22 protein-coding genes and 2 pseudogenes are annotated in these 22449 nt (G+C 66.4%); 5 read left to right on the top strand and 19 right to left on the bottom strand.

Translation table 11 applies throughout. The features are described from left to right. Window positions 1–405: 405 nt before the first annotated feature. The 13 genes and pseudogenes from M5I08_RS12470 to M5I08_RS12410 form a co-directional block, all read right to left on the bottom strand. Window positions 406–954, bottom strand: coding sequence for a hypothetical protein (locus tag M5I08_RS12470; RefSeq protein ID WP_219066878.1), 549 nt, complete (start codon window positions 952–954; stop codon window positions 406–408). A 502-nt stretch (window positions 955–1456) separates the two neighbouring features. Then, window positions 1457–1810 (bottom strand): DNA-binding protein, encoded by a 354-nt coding sequence (locus M5I08_RS12465; protein WP_219066922.1) that lies wholly within the window; start codon window positions 1808–1810, stop codon window positions 1457–1459. A gap of 63 nt (window positions 1811–1873) precedes the next feature. Further along, on the bottom strand, window positions 1874–2659 hold the full coding sequence (gene tpiA / locus M5I08_RS12460) for a triose-phosphate isomerase (protein ID WP_219066879.1): 786 nt from the start codon (window positions 2657–2659) through the stop codon (window positions 1874–1876). Window positions 2660–2667: 8 nt separating this feature from the next. Then, window positions 2668–3885 (bottom strand): phosphoglycerate kinase, encoded by a 1218-nt coding sequence (locus M5I08_RS12455; protein ID WP_219066880.1) that lies wholly within the window; start codon window positions 3883–3885, stop codon window positions 2668–2670. Between the two features lie 3 nt (window positions 3886–3888). Then, entirely contained in the window at window positions 3889–4911 is a 1023-nt protein-coding gene (gap, locus tag M5I08_RS12450; protein ID WP_219066881.1) for a type I glyceraldehyde-3-phosphate dehydrogenase, read from the bottom strand. 40 nt (window positions 4912–4951) lie between these two features. After that, window positions 4952–5074 (bottom strand): annotated as a pseudogene (locus M5I08_RS12445) (hypothetical protein); the annotation flags it as partial. 68 nt (window positions 5075–5142) lie between these two features. After that, window positions 5143–6120 (bottom strand): DNA-binding protein WhiA, encoded by a 978-nt coding sequence (gene whiA / locus M5I08_RS12440; protein WP_219066882.1) that lies wholly within the window; start codon window positions 6118–6120, stop codon window positions 5143–5145. Continuing rightward, on the bottom strand, window positions 6117–7196 hold the full coding sequence (gene yvcK, locus M5I08_RS12435) for a uridine diphosphate-N-acetylglucosamine-binding protein YvcK (RefSeq protein ID WP_219066883.1): 1080 nt from the start codon (window positions 7194–7196) through the stop codon (window positions 6117–6119). Before yvcK ends, whiA begins: the two co-directional genes overlap by 4 nt. Window positions 7197–7245: 49 nt before the next feature. After that, window positions 7246–8187 carry an RNase adapter RapZ gene (rapZ, locus tag M5I08_RS12430; RefSeq protein WP_219066884.1) on the bottom strand — a complete coding sequence of 314 codons (942 nt, stop codon included), beginning with the start codon at window positions 8185–8187 and terminating at the stop codon, window positions 7246–7248. Further along, a complete protein-coding gene (uvrC, locus tag M5I08_RS12425) occupies window positions 8184–10154 on the bottom strand; it encodes an excinuclease ABC subunit UvrC (RefSeq protein ID WP_219066885.1) in 1971 nt (656 codons plus the stop codon). Before uvrC ends, rapZ begins: the two co-directional genes overlap by 4 nt. Window positions 10155–10223: 69 nt before the next feature. After that, window positions 10224–10691 carry a PH domain-containing protein gene (locus M5I08_RS12420; protein ID WP_249763353.1) on the bottom strand — a complete coding sequence of 156 codons (468 nt, stop codon included), beginning with the start codon at window positions 10689–10691 and terminating at the stop codon, window positions 10224–10226. Continuing rightward, window positions 10691–11173, bottom strand: a complete 483-nt coding sequence (gene ribH / locus M5I08_RS12415) for a 6,7-dimethyl-8-ribityllumazine synthase (protein WP_219066887.1) — start codon at window positions 11171–11173, stop codon at window positions 10691–10693. The genes M5I08_RS12420 and ribH overlap by 1 nt, the downstream gene beginning before the upstream one ends. 73 nt (window positions 11174–11246) lie before the next feature. Then, complete coding sequence (locus tag M5I08_RS12410; RefSeq protein WP_219066888.1) at window positions 11247–12524, bottom strand: bifunctional 3,4-dihydroxy-2-butanone-4-phosphate synthase/GTP cyclohydrolase II; 1278 nt, start codon at window positions 12522–12524, stop codon at window positions 11247–11249. Window positions 12525–12873: 349 nt separating this feature from the next. On the opposite strand from M5I08_RS12410, the gene M5I08_RS12405 reads away from it, so the two are divergent. Beyond that, on the top strand, window positions 12874–13374 hold the full coding sequence (locus M5I08_RS12405) for an Rv2253 family sensor-like surface protein (RefSeq protein WP_219066889.1): 501 nt from the start codon (window positions 12874–12876) through the stop codon (window positions 13372–13374). Window positions 13375–13377: 3 nt separating this feature from the next. Here the strand turns inward: M5I08_RS12405 and M5I08_RS12400 are convergent, their stop codons facing one another. Continuing rightward, complete coding sequence (locus M5I08_RS12400) at window positions 13378–13980, bottom strand: riboflavin synthase (RefSeq protein ID WP_219066890.1); 603 nt, start codon at window positions 13978–13980, stop codon at window positions 13378–13380. Window positions 13981–14072: 92 nt separating this feature from the next. Between M5I08_RS12400 and M5I08_RS12395 the strand changes: the two genes are divergently transcribed. Together M5I08_RS12395 and M5I08_RS12390 are read left to right on the top strand one after the other, a co-directional pair. Then, entirely contained in the window at window positions 14073–14783 is a 711-nt protein-coding gene (locus M5I08_RS12395) for an LppX_LprAFG lipoprotein (protein ID WP_219066891.1), read from the top strand. Beyond that, on the top strand, window positions 14780–16327 hold the full coding sequence (locus M5I08_RS12390) for an MFS transporter (RefSeq protein ID WP_219066892.1): 1548 nt from the start codon (window positions 14780–14782) through the stop codon (window positions 16325–16327). Before M5I08_RS12395 ends, M5I08_RS12390 begins: the two co-directional genes overlap by 4 nt. Before the next feature lie 86 nt (window positions 16328–16413). Here M5I08_RS12390 and ribD read toward each other — a convergent pair whose 3' ends face one another. From ribD to fmt, 4 genes are all read right to left on the bottom strand, one after another. Next, entirely contained in the window at window positions 16414–17433 is a 1020-nt protein-coding gene (gene ribD, locus M5I08_RS12385; protein WP_219066893.1) for a bifunctional diaminohydroxyphosphoribosylaminopyrimidine deaminase/5-amino-6-(5-phosphoribosylamino)uracil reductase RibD, read from the bottom strand. Beyond that, a complete protein-coding gene (gene rpe, locus M5I08_RS12380; protein WP_219066894.1) occupies window positions 17430–18119 on the bottom strand; it encodes a ribulose-phosphate 3-epimerase in 690 nt (229 codons plus the stop codon). The genes ribD and rpe overlap by 4 nt, the downstream gene beginning before the upstream one ends. 115 nt (window positions 18120–18234) lie before the next feature. Further along, on the bottom strand, window positions 18235–19620 hold the full coding sequence (locus M5I08_RS12375) for an RsmB/NOP family class I SAM-dependent RNA methyltransferase (RefSeq protein WP_219066895.1): 1386 nt from the start codon (window positions 19618–19620) through the stop codon (window positions 18235–18237). Then, window positions 19617–20549, bottom strand: a complete 933-nt coding sequence (gene fmt, locus M5I08_RS12370; protein ID WP_219066896.1) for a methionyl-tRNA formyltransferase — start codon at window positions 20547–20549, stop codon at window positions 19617–19619. The genes M5I08_RS12375 and fmt overlap by 4 nt, the downstream gene beginning before the upstream one ends. Before the next feature lie 59 nt (window positions 20550–20608). Here fmt and M5I08_RS12365 point away from each other — a divergent pair, with 59 nt between their 5' ends. Further along, window positions 20609–21088, top strand: coding sequence for a DUF2231 domain-containing protein (locus tag M5I08_RS12365; RefSeq protein ID WP_219066897.1), 480 nt, complete (start codon window positions 20609–20611; stop codon window positions 21086–21088). Between the two features lie 10 nt (window positions 21089–21098). Here the strand turns inward: M5I08_RS12365 and M5I08_RS12360 are convergent. Then, window positions 21099–21952 (bottom strand): annotated as a pseudogene (locus M5I08_RS12360) (aconitase family protein); the annotation flags it as partial. Between the two features lie 234 nt (window positions 21953–22186). Between M5I08_RS12360 and M5I08_RS12355 the strand changes: the two are divergent. Continuing rightward, a complete protein-coding gene (locus M5I08_RS12355) occupies window positions 22187–22399 on the top strand; it encodes a hypothetical protein (RefSeq protein ID WP_219066898.1) in 213 nt (70 codons plus the stop codon). Window positions 22400–22449: the final 50 nt, after the last annotated feature.

Below are 22449 nucleotides of genomic sequence, written 5' to 3'. Positions count from 1 at the left end.
GCAGTCGACAGACCGTAACGAAGCTGTATGTCGTGCAGGTGTCGCTAAGCTAAACGGCACCTCGGCCCGCCGTCAACTGCAACGGCCCGCCAAATGCTGTTTCACGGTACAACCGGTGGCGCGGCGAATGGCGCCAGTGGCGGACCAACCGCCACTGGCGGTCGTCTGTGGCGCGGCGTCGGTTGTGCGCCGAGCGGGTTTTCCGGGTTAGCGGCGCTGTCCGGTGCGGGGTCGTCGGCTGGCGCACTGAACGTGGCGAAATCGAAGGCGGCGCCGTCTAGGCGGGGCATGGTCGCGGGAGCCAGTGCGAGCAAGGCCGTCGCCGCCGTCGCGATACCAGACAACTTTGCGCGACCCATCTGCAGCTACCGGCTCACTGATGCGCGCAGCGAACCGATCGAAGCATCACAAGAGGGAAAACAGATCAGCCAGGCCAGCGGCGCTGCCGCCCGCGTCACCCCCGAGCCCGAAGAGCTGGTCAGCATAGCCTGCGAGGGTGTTGGGGATCAGGAGGTCGAGGGCAGCCCCGCCTAGCTGGGCATCAGCCAAAAACAAATCGAACGCGGTGAGCGTTGAGGGTGCGGTATCGAAGACTTGGGTAGCGGAGAGCACGTCACCGCTGGCTTGCTCAAGCTGTTGGTCACCGGCGAGAAACAGCAGATTGCCGAGGTCTACCAGGGAATTGTCGTCAGACGTCACCAGCGACGCTTGGATCTCCTCGTACTCAGTTATTACATTCAAGCCGTTATCGAGGACCCCTGTTTGAGGGCCTAGCATCCCTTGGAGCTCACCGGGCAAGTCTGCCTGACCCAAGTTGGTGTTAGCGTCGGTCAAGTTATCAGCGCTGCTGCTCAACAAGCTTTCAGGTGTGACCGGGGCGAAAGGGACAGACGTGTCGGCAGTGTCGGCATGGGCGGCAGGTGCGCCCATCATCCCGATCACGGCGGCTACCACCCCGGCGCCGACTATGCCCGCGCAGACACCCCACCGACCGGCACGTTCTGCGATGCGACGGCTGCTATTTATGATTTATCGCAAACTCCAAATTCCCTCGGGCGGCTAGCGGCTGGCACCCTGCCAGTAAGAAGAACCGAAGCTGAAACAAGTTTTTCCGTAGATATACGTAGGAAGGTATCGTTTGTTGCGTTCGCTGTCTACGCCCATGCTGACAAGCTGATAGTCCCATGAGCGCACTGAGGTTCCGCAACCTGACCGTCTGACCCATCCGAGCCCCCGACGAGCTGGGGCGTCGACGGCCTACTGGCAGCAATCGACAGGGGCTCACTACCGGACTGGCGCAACATCGCCAACACGGTCCGCGCCGATCCCTGGGGTCCATTCGTCAAGGAGTTCGTGCAAGCGCTCGACCTGGCCGAGGACCGCGGTGTCGCGCAAACCCTTCGGCGCGGCGTCCAACCAGGCACCGCCGACCAGAATGACGCGACAGAATCTCCCGTCAGCCGTTACGCGTTTCTCGCGCTACGAAGTCATCGAGCACGGGACGCAGCAGCTTGGACACGCTCATCCGCCGGCTGCTCGCAAGCTCCTTGAGCTTCGCGTGCGTGGTTTCGGAAACCACCACCTGCACAGCCGGCGAGTGCGCGGTGCCGCCGGACAGCGACTTGCCTCCGGGAATAAGGTTGGCTTCGCGTTCGCGCGCAAGCCTCACCGACTCCTCGGCCATCTGACTTACGCGCTCATCATTCAGCCGCTCGCCATTGACAAAGACCGCTTCGCTTTCGAAATCGACATCGGTGACCTCGACATCGTCACCAATCACGTAGTGGGAGGCATTACGCGTCTTCTTCATCGCGTCCACTGCTACCTCGCTTACATCGAAACGGAGCCGGCTTCATCGGCCCAGCCCCGCTCCTTACGGCAGCGGTCCGCCGGCCGCGATCGCGGACAGCGTGGCGAATTGCTCGCCGTCCAGCGACGCGCCGCCGACCAGCGCGCCGTCGACGTCATCCTGGGCCACGATGTCGCCGATGTTCTTGGCGTTCACCGAGCCCCCGTAGAGCACCCGGACGGTCTCGGCGATGTGCGGCGAGGCCAGTGCGTCCAGCTCCTTGCGCACCGCCGCACACACCTCCTGGGCGTCGGCGGCGCTGGCCACCCGCCCGGTACCGATCGCCCACACCGGCTCGTAGGCGATGACGACCTTGTCGATCTGCTCGGCCGAGAGCCCGGCCAGCGACCCGCGCAGCTGCTCTCGGCAGTGGCTGACGTGCTCACCGGCTTCCCGGACGTCCAGGTGCTCGCCGATGCACACGATCGGGGTCAGCTCGTGCCGCAGCGCCGCGGCGGCCTTGGCGGCCACCAGCGGGTCGTCCTCGCCGTGGTAGGTGCGCCGCTCGGAGTGCCCGACAACGACGTAGCTGCAGCCCAGCTTGGCCAGAAACGCCCCGCTGATCTCGCCGGTGTAGGCGCCCAAGTCGTGCTGCGATATGTCCTGGGCGCCGTAGGTCAGCCGCAGCTTGTCGCCGTCGACCAAGGTCTGCACGCTGCGCAGATCGGTGAACGGCGGAATGACCGCGGCGTCGACGCGGTCGTAGTACTTGTCCGGCAGCGAGAACGCGATCTTTTGCACCAGCGCGATGGCCTCGAAGTGGTTGAGGTTCATCTTCCAGTTGCCGGCTATCAGCGGCTTGCGGCTCATCGGCGTCCTTAATCTTCTGTGCTCAGCACTTCTAGACCGGGCAACGTCTTGCCCTCGAGGTATTCCAGCGACGCCCCGCCGCCGGTGGAGATGTGCGAGAAGCCGTCCTCGGGCAGGCCCAGCGCGCGCACCGCGGCAGCGGAGTCGCCGCCGCCGACCACGCTGAACGCGCCCTTGGCGGTCGCTTCGACGATCGCTTCGGCGACGCCCTTGGTGCCCGCGGCGTACGCCGGGAACTCGAAAACCCCCATCGGGCCGTTCCAGAAAACAGTCTCGGCGTTCGACAGCAGCGCGCCGAACCGGGTCACCGACCCGGGCCCGATGTCCAGGCCCGTCTTGCCTTCGGGAATCGCGTCGGCGGCGACGACCTGCGGCGGCGAATCGGCGGCGAACTTGTCGGCAACCACGATGTCCACCGGTAGCCGCAGCACGTCGGCGTAGGTGTCCAGCAACCGTCGGCAGGTGTCGATCATCTCGGGCTGCAACAACGAGGTGCCGACCGAAATCCCGTTTGCCGCAAGGAAGGTGAAGCACATGCCGCCGCCGACGAGGATGCTGTCCGCGTGCAAGGCCAGTTGCTCGATGACACCGAGCTTGTCCGAGACCTTCGAACCCCCGAGCACCACGGCATAAGGGCGGCGCGTCGAGCTGGTCAGCCGCTGCAGCACGCTGATCTCTTCGGCGACCAGGGTGCCGGCGTAATGCGACAGAAGCGTCGCGACGTCGTAGACCGAGGCTTGCTTGCGGTGCAGCACCCCGAATCCGTCGGACACGAAAGCACCTGTGGGCCCGACTAATTCGGCGAGCTCCCTGGCCAACGCCAGCCGTTGACCGTCGTCCTTGCTGGTTTCCCGCGGATCGAAGCGGACGTTTTCCAGCAGCAGCACATCCCCATCGGTCAAACGCTCCGCGCGGGCCCGCGCATCGCGGCCGACGACGTCATCGGCCAACTGCACGTCCCTGCCCAGCTGCTCACCGAGTGCCGCAGCGACCGGCGCCAACGACAGTGCCAATTCGGGTTCGCCCTTGGGCCGCCCGAGATGCGCGGTCACCACCACCCTGGCGCCGCCGTCGACCAGCGCCTTCAGCGTCGGCGCCGAGGCGATGATGCGGCCCGGATCGGTGATGACGCCGTCGTGCAGCGGCACGTTCAGGTCGGAACGCACCAGCACCCCGCGACCCGAAACCCCTTGTGCGAGAAGGTCGCCGAGGCTCGGAATGCTCACGGTCTACAGCGACTTGCCGACCAGCGCGACCAGGTCGACGAGGCGGTTGGAGTAGCCCCATTCGTTGTCGTACCAGGACACCACCTTGGCCTGGTTGTCGATCACCTTGGTCAGCCCGGAGTCGAAGATCGAGCTGTGCGAGTCGGTGACGATGTCGGTCGACACGATCGGCGCGTCGTAGTACTTCAGGATGCCCTTCATCGGACCGTCGGCGGCGGCCTTGTACGCGGTGTTGATCTCTTCGACGCCGGCCGACTTGGACAACTCGGCGGTCAAATCAGTGATCGAGCCGGTGGCAACCGGCACCCGCAGCGCGTAGCCGTCGAGCTTGCCCTTCAGTTCCGGTAGCACCAAGCCGATCGCCTTGGCCGCGCCGGTCGAGGTCGGCACGATGTTGACCGCGGCGGCGCGGGCGCGGCGCAGGTCCTTGTGCGGGCCGTCCTGCAGGTTCTGGTCGTGGGTGTAGGCGTGGACGGTGGTCATCAGCCCCTTGACGATGCCGAACTCGTCGTTGAGCACCTTGGCCAGCGGCGCCAGACAGTTCGTGGTGCACGAGGCCATGGAGATGATCCGCTGGCTGCCGTCGTGCGCCTCGTCGTTGACACCGAGCACGATGGTGACGTCCGCACCGGTAGCCGGGGCGGAGATGATCACCTTCTTGGCACCGGCTTGCAGGTGGCCCTTGGCCTTGGCGGCGTCGGTGAACCGACCGGTGGATTCGATGACGATATCCACACCCAGATCCCCCCACGGCAGCGCGGCGGGACCCTCCTTGACCTCCAGCGACTTGATTTTGGCGTTGCCGACGACGATGGTGTCCTCGCCCTCCAGGCTGACGTCATACGGCAGCCGGCCCAGGATTGAGTCGAACTTGAGCAGGTGCGCCAGCGCCGCATTGTCGGTCAGGTCGTTGACCGCTACCAGCTCGACGTCGGTGCTGGCGCCCTCGGCTTGCTGCGCAAGTAAGGCCCGGTAGAAGTTGCGTCCGATTCGGCCGAAGCCGTTGATGCCTACCCGGACCGTCACTTGTCTCTCCTTAGTCGGTGACGAATTGCTCGCCGCCAGCCTAGTAGCTACGAGTATGCGGGGCCAATTGGCCCAACGCGGCCCGGGCGGCGTGATAGCCGCACAGCCCGTGGATACCCCCGCCCGGTGGGGTGGATTGCGAGCGCAGGTAGACGCCGGGCAGGCGCCCTGCATTCACACTGGATGACGCTGCTGTCCTAGCCGGGATCGCGCGACGCGCCAGCGGGGCTGCTAGGCGTCTTCCAACAAGTCCGGGGTCACTGCCGATTCGGTGTCCGGGATGCCGTCGACTTTCGCCTTGCGGTCAGCCAGCGACAATAAACGCCGAATACGGCCGGCCACAGCGTCTTTCGTCATCGGTGGATCAGCGAGCCGACCCAACTCCTCCAACGAGGCCTGCCGGTGTTCGATGCGCAACTTGCCGGCTGCGGCAAGGTGGTCGGGCACATCCTCACCGAGGATTTCCAGTGCACGGTCAACGCGGGCGGCCGCCGCCACCGCGGCACGAGCCGAGCGCCGCAGGTTGGCGTCGTCGAAATTCGCCAGCCGGTTGGCCGTTGCCCGGACCTCGCGGCGCATCCGCCGCTCCTCCCAGATCAGCCGGGTGTCCTGGGCGCCCATCCGGATCAGCAATGCCCCGATTGCCTCACCATCACGCACCACCACCCGGTCGGCTCCGCGCACCTCCCGCGCTTTGGCGCTGATCCCGAGCCGGCGTGCCGCCCCCACCAGGGCCAGCGCCGCTTCGGGACCGGGACAGCTGACCTCGAGCGCCGACGAGCGGCCCGGCTCAGTCAACGAGCCGTGCGCCAAGAAGGCGCCCCGCCAAGCGGCTTCGGCGTCGCCGATGCTGCCGCCGACGACCTGGGCGGGTAGTCCCCGCACCGGGCGTCCGCGCAAGTCGAGCAGACCCGTCTGGCGAGCCAGCGCCTCACCGTCGTTGGCGACCCGCAACACGTAGCGCGTCGTCTTGCGGATTCCGCTCGCCGACAACACATGCACCACGGCGTTGTAGCCGTACAAGTCGAAGATGTCCTTGCGTAGCCGTCGCGCAGTGCTGCCCAAGTCCACCTCGGCTTCGACGACCACGCGGCCGGCCACGATATGCAACCCGCCGGCGAATCGCAGCAGTGAGGTCACTTCGGCCCGCCGCGCGGTCACTGAACTCACCACCAGGCGGCTCAACTCGTCTTTGACTTCAGCCGTCATCGCCACGCGTCGTCACCCCTCGGTCCGTTACGGCCCGGTCCCTCGGCGCCGGTCTGTCGACGCTCTTTGTCGATCGGCATCGCGGCCGTGGCCGTCGCTGACGGCGGCTCCGAGCCGGTGCTGCGCACACCCACCCCATCCAGCGTCGCGGCCAACTTGTCCGGGTCATGTAAAGGTGTACCAGGTCGGGCCACGTCTGCGAATTGAACCTGCGCACGAAGCAGAGTCGCCGTACGTCGCAGCTGCTCGCGCTCGCGCTCACTCGGCACCCGCTCAGCGTCGATGATCACGTCGTGGACGGTGAAACCGGGTGCGTGCTGTGCGAGCACATGCAGGTGACGCTCTGCTGAGAAGCCGGCCGTCTCCCCCGGCTCGGCCACCAAATTGAGCACCAGCGCCCGGCGGGCCGTGGCAGTCTGCAGCGCCGCGGCCAGCTCGGGCACCAGCACATGCGGGATCACGCTGGTGAACCAAGATCCGGGCCCTAGGACGACCAGATCGGCGGACATGATCGCGTCCACCGCCTGTCGGGTGGCCGGCGGGTCGCCGGGCAGCAGCCGAACCCGGCGAACCTTTCCCGGCGTGGTGGCGATGGCGACCTGCCCGCGGATCACGCGGAACATCCGCGGGTCGGCCTCCAGGCCCGAGACGTCGGCCTCGATCTGCAGCGCGATCGGGCACATCGGCAACACCCGGCCCCGCACGCCGAGAATCCGGCCAAGTTCGTCGAGCCCGGCCACCGGATCGGTGAGCAATTCGTTGAGCCCGGCGAGCAGCAAGTTGCCGATCGGGTGTCCGGCAAGCGCGCCGCTGCCGCCGAATCTGTGCTGCAGAACAGTTGCCCACAGCTGTCCGCGCGGACTGTCGGATGCCAACGCCGCCAATGCCATTCGAAGATCGCCGGGAGGCAGGACGTCGAGCTCACTACGCAGCCGGCCCGACGAGCCGCCGTCGTCTGCGACCGTGACGACGGCGGTGACGTGGGGGGTGAGTCGTCGTGCTGCCGACAGCGTCGCGTACAAACCATGCCCGCCGCCCAGGGCGACAATTCTGCGGTTTTTTCCCAGAAGGCTCATTGGCGCCGCTCCTCCTCGTCGCTGCGCTCTGCATCGTCGCCGGCGCGGCTCATTCGCGACCCAGATCTCGGTGCAACACCCGCACCGACAAGTGTTTGTTCGGCTCGAGCAGCCGCGCCAACGCCTCGGCGATGGCGACGCTGCGATGCTTGCCGCCGGTACAGCCGATCGCGACGGTCATATAGCGCTTCCCCTCTCTGCGATAACCGTCGACAATCAGCGTCAGCAATCGCTGGCAAGCCTCCAAGAACTCCCCCGCGCCAGGCTGGCCGAGCACGTAGTCACGGACCGCGGGATGTTGCCCGGTATGCGGACGCAGCTCGTCGACCCAGTGCGGATTGGGCAAGAATCGCGCATCCACCACCATGTCGGCGTCCATCGGCAGACCGTACTTGAAGCCGAAGGACTCCACGGTGACGCTGGTGCTGGCGACGGTCTCGCCGCCGAAGGCCCGCTCGATGCTTTCCCGCAGCTCGCGCACCGACAGCGTCGAGGTGTCAATGATCAGGTCGGCGTTGGCGCGAACCGGAGCCAGCATCTCGCGCTCAGCGGCGATGCCTTCGGCCAATGTCTGCTCGCCCTGTAATGGATGACTGCGGCGATTCTGCTCATAGCGGCGCACCAGCATGTCATTGGAGGCCTCCATGAACAACACCCGCGGGCTGATATCGCGGGTGGCCAGGTCGTTGCGCACCCAGTCCAGGTCGCCGGTGAACCCGCGGGAGCGTACGTCCATCACCACGGCCAACTGGGTGATTCGGGATCCCGCGGCGAGCCCGAAGTCCACCATCCGGGTGATCAGCTGAGGCGGCAGGTTATCGGCGACATACCAACCCAGGTCCTCGAGCACCTTGGCCGCAGTGCCACGTCCGGCGCCGGACAACCCAGTGACCAACACCACGTCAATGCCGGATTCCGTTGCGCCAGCGTGGTTATCGGCCTGATCCGCCGATACGGCCCGATCCACCCCGTCCCTTTCCTGACCCGTCATCCCGATGCCCGTTCGGCGACCCGGTCCGGGTCCGCCGCGTCCGTTCCGGCGGCGCGTGCTCGCAGCGCTTCGAGCACCGCGGTCGCCGTAGCGACCCCGATTCCCGGAACCGAAGTGATTTCGTCGACCGTAGCCTGCTTGAGGCGGGCCAGCGATCCGAAGTGGGTCACCAGCGCCTTGCGGCGATGCTCGCCCAAACCGGGCACCGCATCCAACGCTGAGGCGGTCATCCCCTTGGACCGTTTGCTGCGGTGGTAGTTGATGGCAAAGCGGTGCGCCTCGTCGCGCACTCGCTGCAGTAGGTACAGGCCTTCGCTGTTGCGCGGCAAGATGATCGGGTCGGGCTCGGAGGGAACCCACACCTCCTCCAGCCGTTTGGCCAGGCCGATCACCGCGACGTCGGTGACGCCCAATTCGTCGAGTACGGCGCTGGCGGCGTTGACCTGCGGGGCGCCGCCGTCGACGACGTACAAGTTCGGCGGGTAAGCGAACCGACGCGACTTGCCTTCGGGCGACAAAACGTTCGAGTCTTGTATGTGCCGCATGAAGCGGCGCCGCGTCACCTCGGCGATCGAGGCGACGTCGTCGGAGCGACCGCGGCCTGCGGCTTCCCGGATGGCGAAGTGACGGTAATCGGACTTGCGCGGCAGCCCGTCTTCGAACACCACCAGCGAGCCGACCACGTCGGTGCCCTGAACGTGGCTGATGTCCACACATTCGATCCGTAACGGCGCGTCAGCCAGCCCTAGCGCTTCCTGAATATTCTGCAGTGCAGCAGATCTGGCGGTGAAGTCCCCGGCCCGTTTGAGTTTGTGCTGCTGCAGCGCCTCCTTGGCGTTGCGCTGCACGGTTTCGGCCAATGCCTTCTTGTCGCCGCGGAGCGGCACCCGCAGTGTCACCCGCGAACCGCGCAGACCGGCCAGCCAGGTAGTCAACTCGTCGGCATTGGACGGCAGACACGGCACCAGAACTTCCCGTGGCACGGGGTTGGCGGATTCGTCTGCGCCGCCGTCAAGTTCGGCCTGATCGGCGTAGAACTGAGTCAAGAACTGCTCTACCAATCGCGTTTCGCCGGAATCACCTGGATCGCCGGGCTTTTCGACGATCCAGCCACGCTGGCCGCGGACCCGGCCGCCGCGGACATGGAATACCTGGACGGCAGCTTCGAGTTCGTCGTCGGCGAATGCCACCACATCGGCGTCGGTGCCGTCGCCGAGCACCACGGCCTGCTTCTCCAGGGCCCGCTTCAACGCCGACAGGTCGTCACGTAGCCGTGCGGCTCGTTCGAAGTCGAGTTGCGCCGCGGCGGCGTTCATCTCCTGTTCGAGCCGGCGGGCATACCGGTCGGTTTTGCCGGACAGAAAGTCGCAGAAGTCCAACACGATCTGGCGATGCTGCTCGGCGCTGACCCTACCGATGCACGGCGCCGAGCACTTGTCGATGTAGCCGAGCAGGCACGGTCGGTCGATGTGCTTGTGCCGTTTGAATACTCCGGCCGAGCAGGTGCGCGCCGGGAACACCCGGGTCAGCAGATCCAGCGTTTCGCGGATGGCCCAGGCATGCGAGTACGGCCCGAAATACCGCACGCCTTTGCGGCGTGGGCCGCGATAAACCATCAACCGCGGGAATTCCTCGTTGAGGGTCACAGCCAGCAGCGGGTAGGATTTGTCGTCGCGGTAGCGGACGTTGAATCGCGGGTCGAATTCCTTGATCCAGTTGTATTCCAGCTGCAGCGCTTCGACCTCGGTGTTGACCACTGTCCACTCCACCTTGGCGGCGGTGGTCACCATCTGCCGGGTCCGCGGGTGCAGGCTCGCGATGTCGGCGAAGTAGGAGGTCAGCCGGCTGCGCAGGCTCTTGGCCTTGCCGACGTAGATCACCCGGCCGTGCTGGTCCCGGAATCGGTACACGCCGGGCTCGACCGGGATGGACCCGGGCGCGGGGCGGTAAGTTGCGGGATCAGGCACGGTTACAAGGTTAGTGTGCCGCCGCGAGCAGACGCAGAATCGCACTGGGAAGGCGCTGAACGTGCGATTCTACGTCTGTTCGCGGGGAGGTCGGTACCGCGCCATCAGTGCTCGGACGGTGTCCATGGCGTCCACGGCGCGGCCCTTATCGACGGCCTGGATCGCCATCAATGGGATGTACTCGTCGGCGGGAAGATCGATCCGCGCCCAGCGTGCACCGGCGGGAAACGACACACCGACCATGTCCGACCATGGCACTAGGCGCTCGCCGAGCAGGTTGCGCACTAATAGCCCGGCAGCCCCAATCCGCAGCCTTGGCCGGGCGAACAACAACACGACCCCGGCGATCACCAGGCCCAGCCCCGCGATCGCCACCTGATCGGCAGTCTGGAAGATCACGCCGCTGGATTTGATCTTGAGCAGCAGACCCACCGCGATGTGGATAGCAGCGATCACAAACGCCGCGACGTAGGCGAAATACGGCGTCAGGTGCGGGCGAACTTGCACGTCCCAGCTGTCCTTTTTCGGCTTGACGATCACGGCTTTTCGGGCAAATCGCGCAGGGTCAGCGCGGTGCTCAGCGCCGCAGCCGTCGCCTGGGCGCCTTTGTCCTCGGTCGACGTCGGCAGCCCGGCCCGATCGCGTGCCTGCTCTTCGGTGTTGGTGGTCAAAACCCCGTTGGCGATCGGCTTCGACGCATCCAGTGAAACCCGCGTCAATCCCTGGGTGACCGCGTCACAGACATAATCGAAATGCGGTGTCTGCCCGCGAATTACCACGCCCAATGCGACGACGGCGTCATGACTGCGAGCCAATGCCTGCGCGACCACCGGAATCTCGATCGCCCCCAACACCCGAACCACTGCCGGGTCTTTCACGCCCCAGGCATCGGCCAGCTTGCGGGCACCGGCCAGCAGCGAGTCGCAGATTTCGGCATGCCATGTGCTGGCCACGATCGCCAGCCGGACTCCGGACGCGTCGTGTGCCGTCAAATCCGGCACACCGGCGGCTGGGCTCACTGGCGCGACTCTCCCCCGCGAGCGGGAGGTGCCCCCACCTCATCGCTTCGCTCTGCATCGTCGCCCGCGCGGCTCACAAAGCTCCCCCGAATTCGCCGCGCAGATACCCGGATTCGTTGTAGTCGTCGAGCCCGACCAGGTCGTGGCCCATCCGGTCGCGTTTGGTCATCAGATATCGGATGTTGTCCGCGTTCGCCCGTACCGGCAGGGGCACCCGCTCCATGATGTGCAGTCCGTACCCGTCCAGCCCGACCCGTTTGGCGGGATTGTTGGTCAGCAGCCGCATCGAACGAACCCCGAGATCAACCAGAATTTGCGCACCGATGCCGTAATCCCTTGCGTCCGCGGGCAACCCGAGCTTGAGGTTGGCGTCCACGGTGTCGTGGCCGGCGTCCTGCAGCTGATAGGCCTGAAGTTTGTGCATCAGACCGATGCCACGACCCTCGTGGCCGCGCATGTAGAGCACCACGCCGCGGCCTTCGCGAGCAACCATCGCCATCGCGGCATCCAGCTGCGGCCCACAGTCACAGCGACGTGATCCGAACACGTCCCCGGTCAGGCATTCGGAGTGCACCCGGACCAGCACGTCGTCGCCGTCGTAGTTGGGCCCTGCGATCTCACCCCTGACCAGAGCCACGTGCTCGACGTCTTCGTAGATGCTGGTGTAGCCAACCGTCCGGAATTCGCCGTGCCGGGTCGGGATCCGGGCCTCGGCGATGCGCTCGACGTGCTTCTCGTGTCTGCGGCGATGCTCGATCAAGTCGGCGATGGCGATGAGCGCCAGGTTGTGGTCGTCGGCGAAGACCCGCAGCTCGTCCGTCTGCGCCATCGCGCCCTCGTCCTTCTGGCTGACGATTTCGCAGATTGCGCCGGCGGGCGACAAGCCCGCCATCCGGGCCAAGTCGACCGCGGCTTCGGTATGGCCGGGGCGCCGCAAGACGCCACCATCCTTGGCGCGCAGTGGAACTACGTGCCCGGGTCTGGTGAAGTCATGCGCAGCACTGCCCGGATTAGCAAGCAACCGCATCGTAGTAGCCCGGTCTGAAGCCGAAATACCGGTTCCCACATCGTTTTTCGCGTCCACTGTCACGGTGTAAGCGGTACCGTGCTTGTCCTGATTGATCGCATACATCGGCAACAGACCCAGTCGGTCGCAGATCGCACCGTCCAACGGCACGCACAAATACCCCGACGTGTAGCGCACCATGAACGCCACCAGTTCAGGGGTGGCCTTTTCGGCCGCGAAGATGAGGTCGCCCTCGTTTTCCCGGTCCTCGTCGTCGATCACGACGACAGCCTTGCCGGCGGCGATGTCGGCAACCGCACGCTCGACGGAGTCCAACCTCGTCATCGCTGCCACCTTGTCAGAAGATCCACCTGAAGCGCTCAAGTGTTGCATCCAGTATGAACCACGAGGCGGCCGTGGTTATTGCCGCGGCTTACCGAGCGGGATGCTCCCCGCAACCCGGTGGCGTCCGTCGCAGCTGCAACGGTTCTAGCTGCGCAAATGCGGCGATTCATCGAGTGATGTGGACACCGCAAATCGCACTAGCGGAAATAAAGGCAGATGAACTGGTCTGGCCGCTCCCCGTTTGGCGGATGGCGGCAAACCACGGCGGCGACATAACGACGGGTATACATCCCAGGCTGTCGCGGCGCATCCTATTTCCAAAGCCGTTGCGGGCCGAGAGGAGAAACCTATGGCCTCGGACCGTCTCAAGAGTCTTGTCGGTTTATGCGCCGCGCCACTCACGATCGCGCTGTCACTTCCCCCTACCGCCTTCGCCGACACGCCGTCGTGGAACGGCGAGTACGCAATCACATTCATGGTCGGTCCAAAATCCGGCACCAGCATGGCCGTTGGCGACCCCGAGGTGCAGCACACCGATACCTATGGGTTCCGATCGAGCTGCACGAGCGGAAAATGCGTCGCCACGATCGTCAGCGGCCCTCCGCCGAGCAACCCGACGGTTCCCCAACCGGTGCAATTCACCTGGGACGGATCGGCCTGGACGCAAGTCAGCGATTTCCAGTGGGACTGCATGATGCCCGACACCACGATCCAATGGAGTCCGGCCCGATCCACTGTGCACTACACGCCCCAACCCAACGGAACACTTGCCGGCGTCATGCACACCGACATCTTGAGCGGCCCGTGCCAGGGCTGGATCGAGATGGACATGACCGCTGAGCGCGCGTAGCGGCTACTTTCCCGCCATCAGCCGCTCAACGTATTTGGCGATCACGTCGACTTCGAGATTCACCGGCGTCCCGGGCGCGGCCCGGCCCAGCGTCGTCAGTTCCCGGGTGGTGGGAATCAGCGATACCTCAAACCAGTCCTGGGGATCACTGCCGAGTGCGGAGACGGTCAGCGAAATACCGTCGACGGTGATAGAGCCCTTTTCGACGACGTAGCGGGCCAGTTCACCGGGCAGCCCGATCCGGACCACCTCCCAGTGCTCGGCCGGGGCGCGGACCTGAATCTCCCCGGTGCCGTCCACATGCCCCTGCACGATGTGGCCGCCAAGCCGGCTGTTCAGAGCCGCGGCGCGTTCGAGGTTGACCGGGCTGCCGGTGGCCAGTCGGCCCAAGCTGGACCGCTGCAACGTCTCGCCCATCACGTCGGCGGTGAACTGGCCCTCCGGCAGCACCTCGACCACCGTCAGGCATACGCCGTTGACGGCGATCGAGTCGCCGTGACCGGCATCGGCGGTAACGACCGGACCACGGATGGTGAAGCGCGCGGAATCGCCCAGGTCGTCCTTGCCGACGACCTCACCCAATTCCTCGACAATTCCGGTGAACACCGCCTCAGGCTAATGAGTCCGCAGACTGCGCGCGATCTCGCCGTCACCTTGGGCTTCGCCGTCGGGCATTTAGCACCCTCTACGATGCACGTATGCCGACGCGCCGATTAGGCCCAATCCTCGCCGTCCTAGCCGCCCTCAGCATCGTCGCCGCCCTGGTCGGCGGCTGCTCGTCATCCAAGCGACCGGCCGCGCCACTTCCGGACGCGGCCGCCCTGCTCGCCAAGTCCAACCTGACCACCAGAAACGTCAAAAGCGTGCACTTGGTGCTATCGGTGGCCGGCAAGATCAAAGGCCTGCCGGTCAAGACGCTGACCGGCGACTTGACCACGTCACCTGACACCGCGGCCAAGGGCGAGGCCAACCTGACGGTCTTGGGCTCGGCCGTCGATGCCCAGTTCGTGATCGACGACGGAACCCTCTTCGCGGCGCTGACCCCGGGCCACTGGGAAAGCTTCGGGCCGGCGAACGCCATCTACGACCCGTCCGAGATCCTCAACCCGAACACCGGCCTGGCCAACATCTTGACCAACATCAGCAACCCCAAATCCGAATCACGCGAAAACATCAACGGGCAAAGCACGGTCAAGATCACCGGAACGGCCTCGGCCGACGCAGTGAATGGGCTTGCGCCGCAACTAAAGGCGACTCAGCCGCTGCCGGCGACGATGTGGATCCAGGAAAACGGCGATCACCAGTTGGTGCAGGCCAAGCTGGACCAGAGCGCGGGCAACTCCGTCCAGATGACGTTGTCGAACTGGAACGCGCCCGTACAAGTCACCAAGCCGCCGGTGGCCGGATGACCACACCGCACGCCGGCCGCGGAGTCGCCATCGGGGCGGGCAGCCTCGCCGTCCTGCTCGGGGCCCTCGACACCTATGTCGTGGTCACCATCATGCGCGGCATCATCAACACCGTCGGCATCCCGGTCAACCAGCTGCAACGAATCACGCCAATCGTCACCTGGTACCTGCTGGGCTACATCGCCGCGATGCCGCTGCTAGGACGCGCCTCGGACCGATTCGGCCGCAAACTGCTGCTGCAAGCCAGCCTCGCCGCGTTCATGGTCGGCTCGGTGATTACCGCGCTGTCCACCGATCTGCACGTGCTGGTGGTCGGCCGCACGATCCAAGGCGTGGCCAGCGGCGCACTGCTGCCGGTGACGCTGGCCCTCGGCGCGGATCTGTGGAGCCAGCGCAACCGCGCCGGGATACTCGGCGGCATCGGCGCCGCGCAGGAGCTGGGCAGCGTGCTCGGCCCGCTCTACGGAATCTTCATCGTCTGGCTGACGAGTCGCTGGCAGGACGTGTTCTGGATCAACGTGCCGCTGGCCCTGGCCGCGATGGTGATGATCCAATTCAGCCTGCCGTCGCGGGACCGCAGCGCCGACCCGGAAAAGATCGACGTGGTCGGTGGACTGCTGCTGGCAATCACGTTGGGGCTGGCCGTGATCGGGCTGTACAACCCTTCCCCCAACGGTCAGCAGGTGCTGCCCGGCTACGGAAAGCCGCTGCTGATCGCGGCGGTGGCTGTCGCGGTGACCTTCGCGGTGTGGGAGCGGTTTGCGCGGACCAAGCTGATCGAGCCCACCGGCGTGCATTTCGGGCCCTTCCTGTCGGCGCTCGGCGCGTCGCTGTGTGCCGGTGCTGCGCTGATGGTGACGCTGGTCGACGTCGAGCTGTTCGCCCAGGGCGTGCTGGGCAAGGCGCAAGACCAGGCCGCCATCCTGCTGCTGCGCTTCCTGATCGCGCTGCCGATCGGCGCGCTGCTGGGCGGGTGGATCGCGACCAAGGTCGGCGACCGGGCCATGGCGTTCGTCGGGTTGTTGATCGCGGCCGGCGGCTACCGGCTGATCTCGAAGTGGTCGGTCGACCTGCTGAGCCAGCGTCACAACATCTTTGGCCTGTTGTCACTGCCTGCATTGGATACCGATCTGGTGGTCGCCGGCTTGGGGCTGGGTCTGGTGATCGGGCCGTTGACGTCGGCCAGCTTGCGGGTGGTGCCGTCGGCGCAGCACGGTATCGCCTCGGCGGCGGTCGTGGTGGCCCGGATGACAGGCATGCTCATCGGGGTGGCAGCACTGAGTGCGTGGGGCTTTTATCAGCTGCCCCACATCGTTTCGAAGCTGTCGGCGCAAACGCCGGAAAACGCCAGCCTGGCGATGCGGATCGTGGCGCAGGCCATCCTCTACCGGCGTGCCTTCGCCCAGATGTATGGCGGCATCTTCACGGTCACGGCCATCGTCTGCGTGGTGGGTGCAGTCTTCGGGCTGCTGATCAGCAGCCGTCGCACCCACGCCGACGAGCCCGAATTGCGCGCGGAGCAGCCGATCGGCCCTCGGGCCTAGTGGAGCACTCGGCCGCGAGCGTGCGCAGTTGTACAGGTTTGTCGGCGCGTCGGCGGACAAACACGCACGCTCGCGCCTCGGGGTGGTTAGCGGGGCGCCAAGCTCAGCAGCACATCCGGGCCGACCCGGTCGATGCCGTCGTAGCGCCAGCGCAGCGCCCGGGCGATGCTCGGCACGCCGACGTCGTCGACGGCGGTGATCGGCCCGCCGAGCAGAATCGGCGCGACATAGGCCAGGATGCGGTCGATCGCCCCGGCCCGCAGGAACGCCCCGGCGAGCGTGGGTCCGCCCTCAAGTAGCACATCGGTGCGATCGGACAACGCCTTGAGCACTTCCGCCGGATCGCGGGTGCGCACCATCATCGTGCGCGAATCGTCGTTGAGAACCTTTGACTCCGAAGGGATTTCACGCAAGCCCACCACCACACGCAATGGCTGGCGGGCCGCTAAGCGGCCGTCGATCAACCGGGCGGTCAACGTCGGATCATCTCTGAGCACCGTGCCGGTGCCGACCACGATGGCGTCGGCCGCCGCCCGGCGGCGGTGCAGGTCGGCGCGCGCGGCCTCGCTGCTGATCCACTGGCTTGAGCCGTCGGCGGCGGCGCTGCGCCCATCGATGCTAGTGGCGTACTTCCATGTCACGTGCGGCAAGCCGGTGCGTTGCTTGTGCAGCCATTCGCGCAGCGGTCCCGCCGCCACCAGATCGGCTTCCACATCGCGGACGACGCGTACCCCGGCGGCCGCCAGCCGCGCCGCACCACCGCCGGCGGTGGGGTTCGGGTCGGTGATCGCGTACACCACCGACGCGATGCCCGCGTCGAGCAGCGCATCAACGCACGGCGGGGTCTTGCCGTGGTGGTTGCAGGGTTCCAGGGTGACCACCGCGGTGCCGCCTTCGGCGAGGTGTCCCGCCCGACGCAGCGCCACCACCTCGGCATGCGCGCTGCCCGCCGGTCCGGTGCCGCCTGCGCCGGCAATCCGGCCGGCGCGGTCCAGAATCACCGCTCCGACCGGCGGGTTGGGATAGGTGCTGCCCTTGACCAGGTCTGCGTGCTCGACGGCAAGTCGCATCGCGCTGTCGTAGCCAACGGCTGCCGCGGTACTCATCGGCGCAGATGCGGCGACGCGGCACCGGCCCGTCGCCGCAATGCCTCAACCGCGACCGCCGGATCCTGGGCACCGTAGACCGCGGATCCGGCGACAAAGCAGTCGACACCGGCTTCGGCGGCCTGCTCGATGGTGTCGGCGTTGATGCCGCCGTCGATCTCGACCAGGATGGTCAACTCGCCGGAGTCGACCATCCTGCGGACCGTGCGGACCTTGCTCAGCACCTCGGGAATGAACTCCTGACCCCCGAAGCCGGGCTCGACCGACATCACTAGGAAGGTGTCGAAGTACTTGAGGATGTCCAGGTAAGGCTCCAGCGGGGTGCCGGGCTTGATGCTCAGCCCCGCCTTGGCGCCGGCGGCCCGGATGTCACGGGCCACCGCGACCGGGTTGTCGGTGGCCTCGGCGTGAAACGTGACGTTGTAGGCGCCCGCCTCGGCGTACGGCGGCGCCCAGCGGGCGGGGTCTTCGATCATCAGATGGCAGTCCATCGGAATGTCGCTGGTCGCCAACAGGCTTTCCACCACCGGCAGCCCGATCGTCAGGTTCGGTACGAAATGCGCATCCATGACATCGACGTGCAACCAGTCGGCGCCTTCGGCGGCGGTGGCCTCGTCGGCAAGCCGGGCGAAATCAGCGGCCAGTATCGACGGCGCGATCAGCGGCCGATCGGTCTTTCCTGTCATGCCTTCAGCCTATGCGACGGCTGGTTGCGGTCTTTCGCGGGCGTGCACAATTGTACGTCCTTTGCGGCGTGTCGGCGTACAAGCGCGCACGCTCGCGGCAAAAGGACCAGCCGGACTAATTCAGCTTGGTGAACGCCCCGGCGAACATGGCGTCGGTGCCGTGCCGGTGTGGCCACAGCTGAACATAGGGGCCCTCCCCCAGATTTGGTGCGGGCTCAAACAGCGGCCGGGCATCCAGCGCGGACACCGGCTGGCGCCGCAGCACGCCGGCCACCACGCCGACCGTTTCGGCCAGATGCGGCGAGCAAGTGGCATAAAGCACCACGCCGCCGGGTCGCGTCAGTGCGATCGCGGCTTCCAGCAGCTCGCGTTGCAACCAGGTCAGCGCCGGGATGTCGGCGGGCTGACGCCGCCAGCGCGCGTCGGGCCGGCGCCGTAACGCACCCAGCCCGGTGCAGGGCACATCGACCAGCACCCGGTCGAAACCCGGTTCCAGGCCGCTACGCCGTCCATCGCCGCACAGCACCTCGACCGGCAGGCCGCGGGTGTTCCGCCGCACCATGTCGGCGCGATGCGGCGCCGGCTCCACCGCGGTGATCCGGGCGCCCGTGTCTGCGCCCAACGCGGCCAGCAGCGCGGTCTTGCCGCCCGGCCCGGCACACAAGTCCAGCCACCGCCCGGCATCGCCGGTTACCGGCGCCAACGTGAGGGCGCGGGCCACCAATTGGCTGCCCTCGTCCTGGGCCAGCGCTTGGCCGTCGCGCACCGCCGGCAACAGCGCCGGGTCACCGCCCGGCAGGTACACCGCATACGGCGAGTACCGCCCGACGGCGCCGCCCACGGCAGCGGCCAACTCCCCGGCGGTCAGCACGCCCGGCCGGGCGGCCAGATGCACCACCGGTCGCTCGTCGTCGCTGGCCAAAGCCGCATCGAGCTCGCCGGCGTCGGCGCCCAGCGCGTCGACGAAGGCTTGTGCGATCCAGCGTGGGTGGGCATGGACGAAAGCGGCATGCCCGACCGGATCGGCCCTTTGGTCGGGTGCCAGCTCCTCGACCCATGACCGCTCATCGCGGGCGCTGATCGCGCGCAGCACACCGTTGACGAAACCTGCTCGCGCCGAATCGAATTCGATTCCGGCCTGTTCCACCGTGGTGGACACGGCGGCGTGCGCGTCGACCCGGGTACGCAGCAGTTGATACACCCCGAGGCGGAGCAGATCCAGCAGCACCGGGTCGATGGCGTCGGGCGCCCGACCCGCGGCTGCACCGATGATCGCGTCGAGCAGTCCACGGATGCGGCAACTGCCGTAGGTCAGCTCGGTGGCGAAAGCGGCGTCGCGTCCGCTGATCTGCCGTTCCCGCAACAGGACCGGCAGCAGCAAGTTGGGATAGGCGTCACGCTCGCTCGTCGCTCGCAATACATCGAACGCGGCTTGGCGCGCCGGGTCCATCGCTTTGCGCCGCGGTGCACGCGGGGGCGGCTTGCGGGGCGGCCGGGTCATGACGCCCGCACCGCTGGGTCCAGGCGGGCCCCGCGAGCCCAGTCGACGGCGTTCATCAGCTTCTTGCCCGGCGCCTGGACCTGGCACAGGCGCACCGGCTCCGAGCCGGTACCGATCCACACGCTGCGACGGTCGACGTGAATATCACCGGGCGCCAGCATGTTCGGAGCATCGCCGTCGAGTTGCACCGGCCCGAGCTTGACCCTCAGGTCACCGATCAGCGTCCACGCGCCCGGGTTGGGTGTGACGGCCCGGATCCGACGCTCGACGGCTTGGGCCGGCAGGTCCCAGCGCACCCGCGCCTGCTCGACGGTGACCTTGGGCGCGACGCTGACGCCGTCGACCGGTTGCGGCGCCGGCGTCAGCGCCCCGTCGGCGATGCCGTCCAGCGTGGTGATCAGCAGCGCCGCACCCGAAATCGCCAGCCGCCCGAGCAGATCGCCGGCGGTGTCGGTCGGCCGGATGGCCTCGGTGACCACCCCGTAGACCGGTCCGGAGTCCAGACCCGATTCGATCTGGAACGTCGTTGCGCCGGTGACGGTGTCGCCCGCGGCAATCGCGGCCTGCACGGGCGCTGCCCCCCGCCAGGCGGGCAGCAGCGAGAAATGCAGATTGACCCAGCCGTACCTCGGGACTGCCAGCAACTCGTCGTTCAGCAGCGCACCGTAGGCCACCACCGGGCAGCAGTCGGGCGCCAACTTTGACAACTCGGCGACAAATTCCGGGGTGTTGGGCCGCTGCGGCCGCAGCACCGGGATGCCGTGCTCCAGTGCGAGCCGGGCCACCGCCGACGGTTCCGGTTTGCCGCGACGTCCAGCGGCGGCATCTGGCCGAGTGAGCACTGCGATCACCTCGTGGCGCGGCGAGTCGATGAGACTGCGCAGCGCTGGAAGCGCGGGTTCGGGGGTGCCGGCGAAGACGAGGCGCACCGGCACAGTGTAGGAAGAAGTCGCGGCGACCAATCGACCTAGTGGAGTATGCGTTGACATTGACCACAATTGCGGGGCTTCCCGCCCACGTGCTTTTGGTGCACGCCATGGTGGTGTTGGCGCCGCTGACGGCGCTGCTGGAAATTCTGTGCGCGCTGTGGCCGGCGGCCCGGCGGCACCTGGTATGGCCGACGCTTGCCTTCGCCGTTGTGACCACCGCGCTCACACCGATCACCACGAATGCAGGCGAGTGGCTCTACGACAGGGAACGCCACCATCGCGACATCCTGCACACCCACGCCGCCCGCGGCGGGTGGATGATTTATTTTTCGATCGCGATGCTTGCCGTCGCCGTCGTATTGGCGTGGGCGCACTGGCGTGAAATCCGGTCCGCCAAACCACGGGCGGCTGCCACCGTGGCAGTTGCCGTCCTCGCCATTGCGGTGGGCGCCGCCTCGATCCTGCAGGTGGTCCGTATCGGCGACTCCGGAGCTCGGTCGGTGTGGGCTGATGAGCTGACCAAATCGGACAAGCCGTAGTGCTTCGCCGTTAATCTTCGGCCAGGCCCGGGATCAGTTCCCCGGCCAATACATCCTGGACTTGCCGCGGCGAAAGGCGGTGCCGCACAGTGAAAGACGAATCCTTGGTGACGTTGTCCACTTGTAACGTCTGCTTGTCGGCAAGCGTACCCTCGCCGCCGACGATGATGTGACCTGAGGCTTGCGCCTGTTGCGCTCGCTGTGGATACGAGTCGTCGATCTGGGTGAAGCTGAACATCGCAAGCTTGGGAATGTCGGAGCGAAACGGCAGCGCCCGAGCGCCGGCCGGCGAGATCTCGTCGGTGGAGACGTTGTCGCCGACCTTGAGCAACACCGGCGCCTCGATCTCGTCGGGCAGCGGCGAAAGTTCCGCAGGCTGGAAATGTTGGGCCCCTTCACCGGGGGATCCACTTGCCGCGCCTGGCCAGCGTCCAACGGCGGCGCCAACATTGCGGTGTTGACCGAGCACTCGCGCGGCAGATCGAGTTTGGGATAATCCATTTTCACCTCGCGTGCCCACTCGCGCGGATCGGTGATCACGCCCGTCAATGCCGATGCGGCAGCGGTTTCCGGTGAACACAACCAGACCGAATCCTCCTTTGTGCCAGACCGGCCGGGGAAGTTGCGCGGCATCGCGCGCAGCGAGTTGCGGCCGCTGGCCGGTGCCTGACCCATGCCGATACATCCCATGCATCCGGCTCGATGAATGCGTGCGCCGCCGACTACCAGAGCGGTCACCGCGCCCGTCTTCGTCAGATCGGCCTCGCCGGCGACCTCGGACACCGGTACCACGTTTCCCGGCGAGGACGGCTTGGCGATCAGCGGCTCGATCTTGGAAAGGTCGATGGTCTCGTCGACGTCGTAGCCGACGGGGCATCGGGCACGAACACACCCCGCCCAATGCCGGCCCGAGATCGACCCGACACGCCGACAAGAGCCACATCAGACCCATCAATCACATCAGCACCAGCTGAATAGCTACGTCTACGAAAATGGGGGTACTCCAAAGCCTCTCGATGAAGCAGCGACGATTATGTTGAGCTGCCGCGATTGGCGTAGACCTCAGTGAGTGTCTTCTGCGCTTACGTGCCGCCATCTATGGCCGAGTTCGTTGTCGTGGAGGGACCGGAGCTGATGTGCGTAGTGGTCAAGGCGGTCAGCGGCGTGCTTCATCTCGTTGAAGTCGTGACCGTGGTCATGGGGGGCGGTTTTCTCCTCGGCGCGCTTTCGCACGATGTGCAGTTCTTCTCGACTCAACTCGACGACCTTTTCCAGTGTCTCTTCCAGATTCATGCGGTGTCTCCTGTGTAGTGGCGCGGGTTGGGCGATCTGAACGACGCACAGTCCCAGTGGTTAAAACA

This window comes from Candidatus Mycobacterium methanotrophicum (genome assembly GCF_023515995.1).
GTDB lineage: Bacteria > Actinomycetota > Actinomycetes > Mycobacteriales > Mycobacteriaceae > Mycobacterium > Mycobacterium methanotrophicum.
This window is presented reverse-complemented; position numbering and strand designations above follow the sequence as displayed.

Bases quoted from the DNA above. Each gene is read 5' to 3' on its own strand.
- ribD (WP_219066893.1), bottom strand. From the start codon at position 17,433: ATGAGTACCGCGGCAGCCGTTGGCTACGACAGCGCGATGCGACTTGCC.
- M5I08_RS12355 (WP_219066898.1), top strand. From the start codon at position 22,187: ATGGCCGAGTTCGTTGTCGTGGAGGGACCGGAGCTGATGTGCGTAGTG.
- yvcK (WP_219066883.1), bottom strand. From the start codon at position 7,196: ATGAGCCTTCTGGGAAAAAACCGCAGAATTGTCGCCCTGGGCGGCGGG.
- M5I08_RS12410 (WP_219066888.1), bottom strand. From the start codon at position 12,524: ATGACGAGGTTGGACTCCGTCGAGCGTGCGGTTGCCGACATCGCCGCC.
- whiA (WP_219066882.1), bottom strand. From the start codon at position 6,120: ATGACGGCTGAAGTCAAAGACGAGTTGAGCCGCCTGGTGGTGAGTTCA.
- M5I08_RS12465 (WP_219066922.1), bottom strand. From the start codon at position 1,810: ATGAAGAAGACGCGTAATGCCTCCCACTACGTGATTGGTGACGATGTC.
- M5I08_RS12390 (WP_219066892.1), top strand. From the start codon at position 14,780: ATGACCACACCGCACGCCGGCCGCGGAGTCGCCATCGGGGCGGGCAGC.
- tpiA (WP_219066879.1), bottom strand. From the start codon at position 2,659: ATGAGCCGCAAGCCGCTGATAGCCGGCAACTGGAAGATGAACCTCAAC.
- M5I08_RS12375 (WP_219066895.1), bottom strand. From the start codon at position 19,620: ATGACCCGGCCGCCCCGCAAGCCGCCCCCGCGTGCACCGCGGCGCAAA.
- rpe (WP_219066894.1), bottom strand. From the start codon at position 18,119: ATGACAGGAAAGACCGATCGGCCGCTGATCGCGCCGTCGATACTGGCC.
- rapZ (WP_219066884.1), bottom strand. From the start codon at position 8,187: ATGACGGGTCAGGAAAGGGACGGGGTGGATCGGGCCGTATCGGCGGAT.
- M5I08_RS12395 (WP_219066891.1), top strand. From the start codon at position 14,073: ATGCCGACGCGCCGATTAGGCCCAATCCTCGCCGTCCTAGCCGCCCTC.
- M5I08_RS12405 (WP_219066889.1), top strand. From the start codon at position 12,874: ATGGCCTCGGACCGTCTCAAGAGTCTTGTCGGTTTATGCGCCGCGCCA.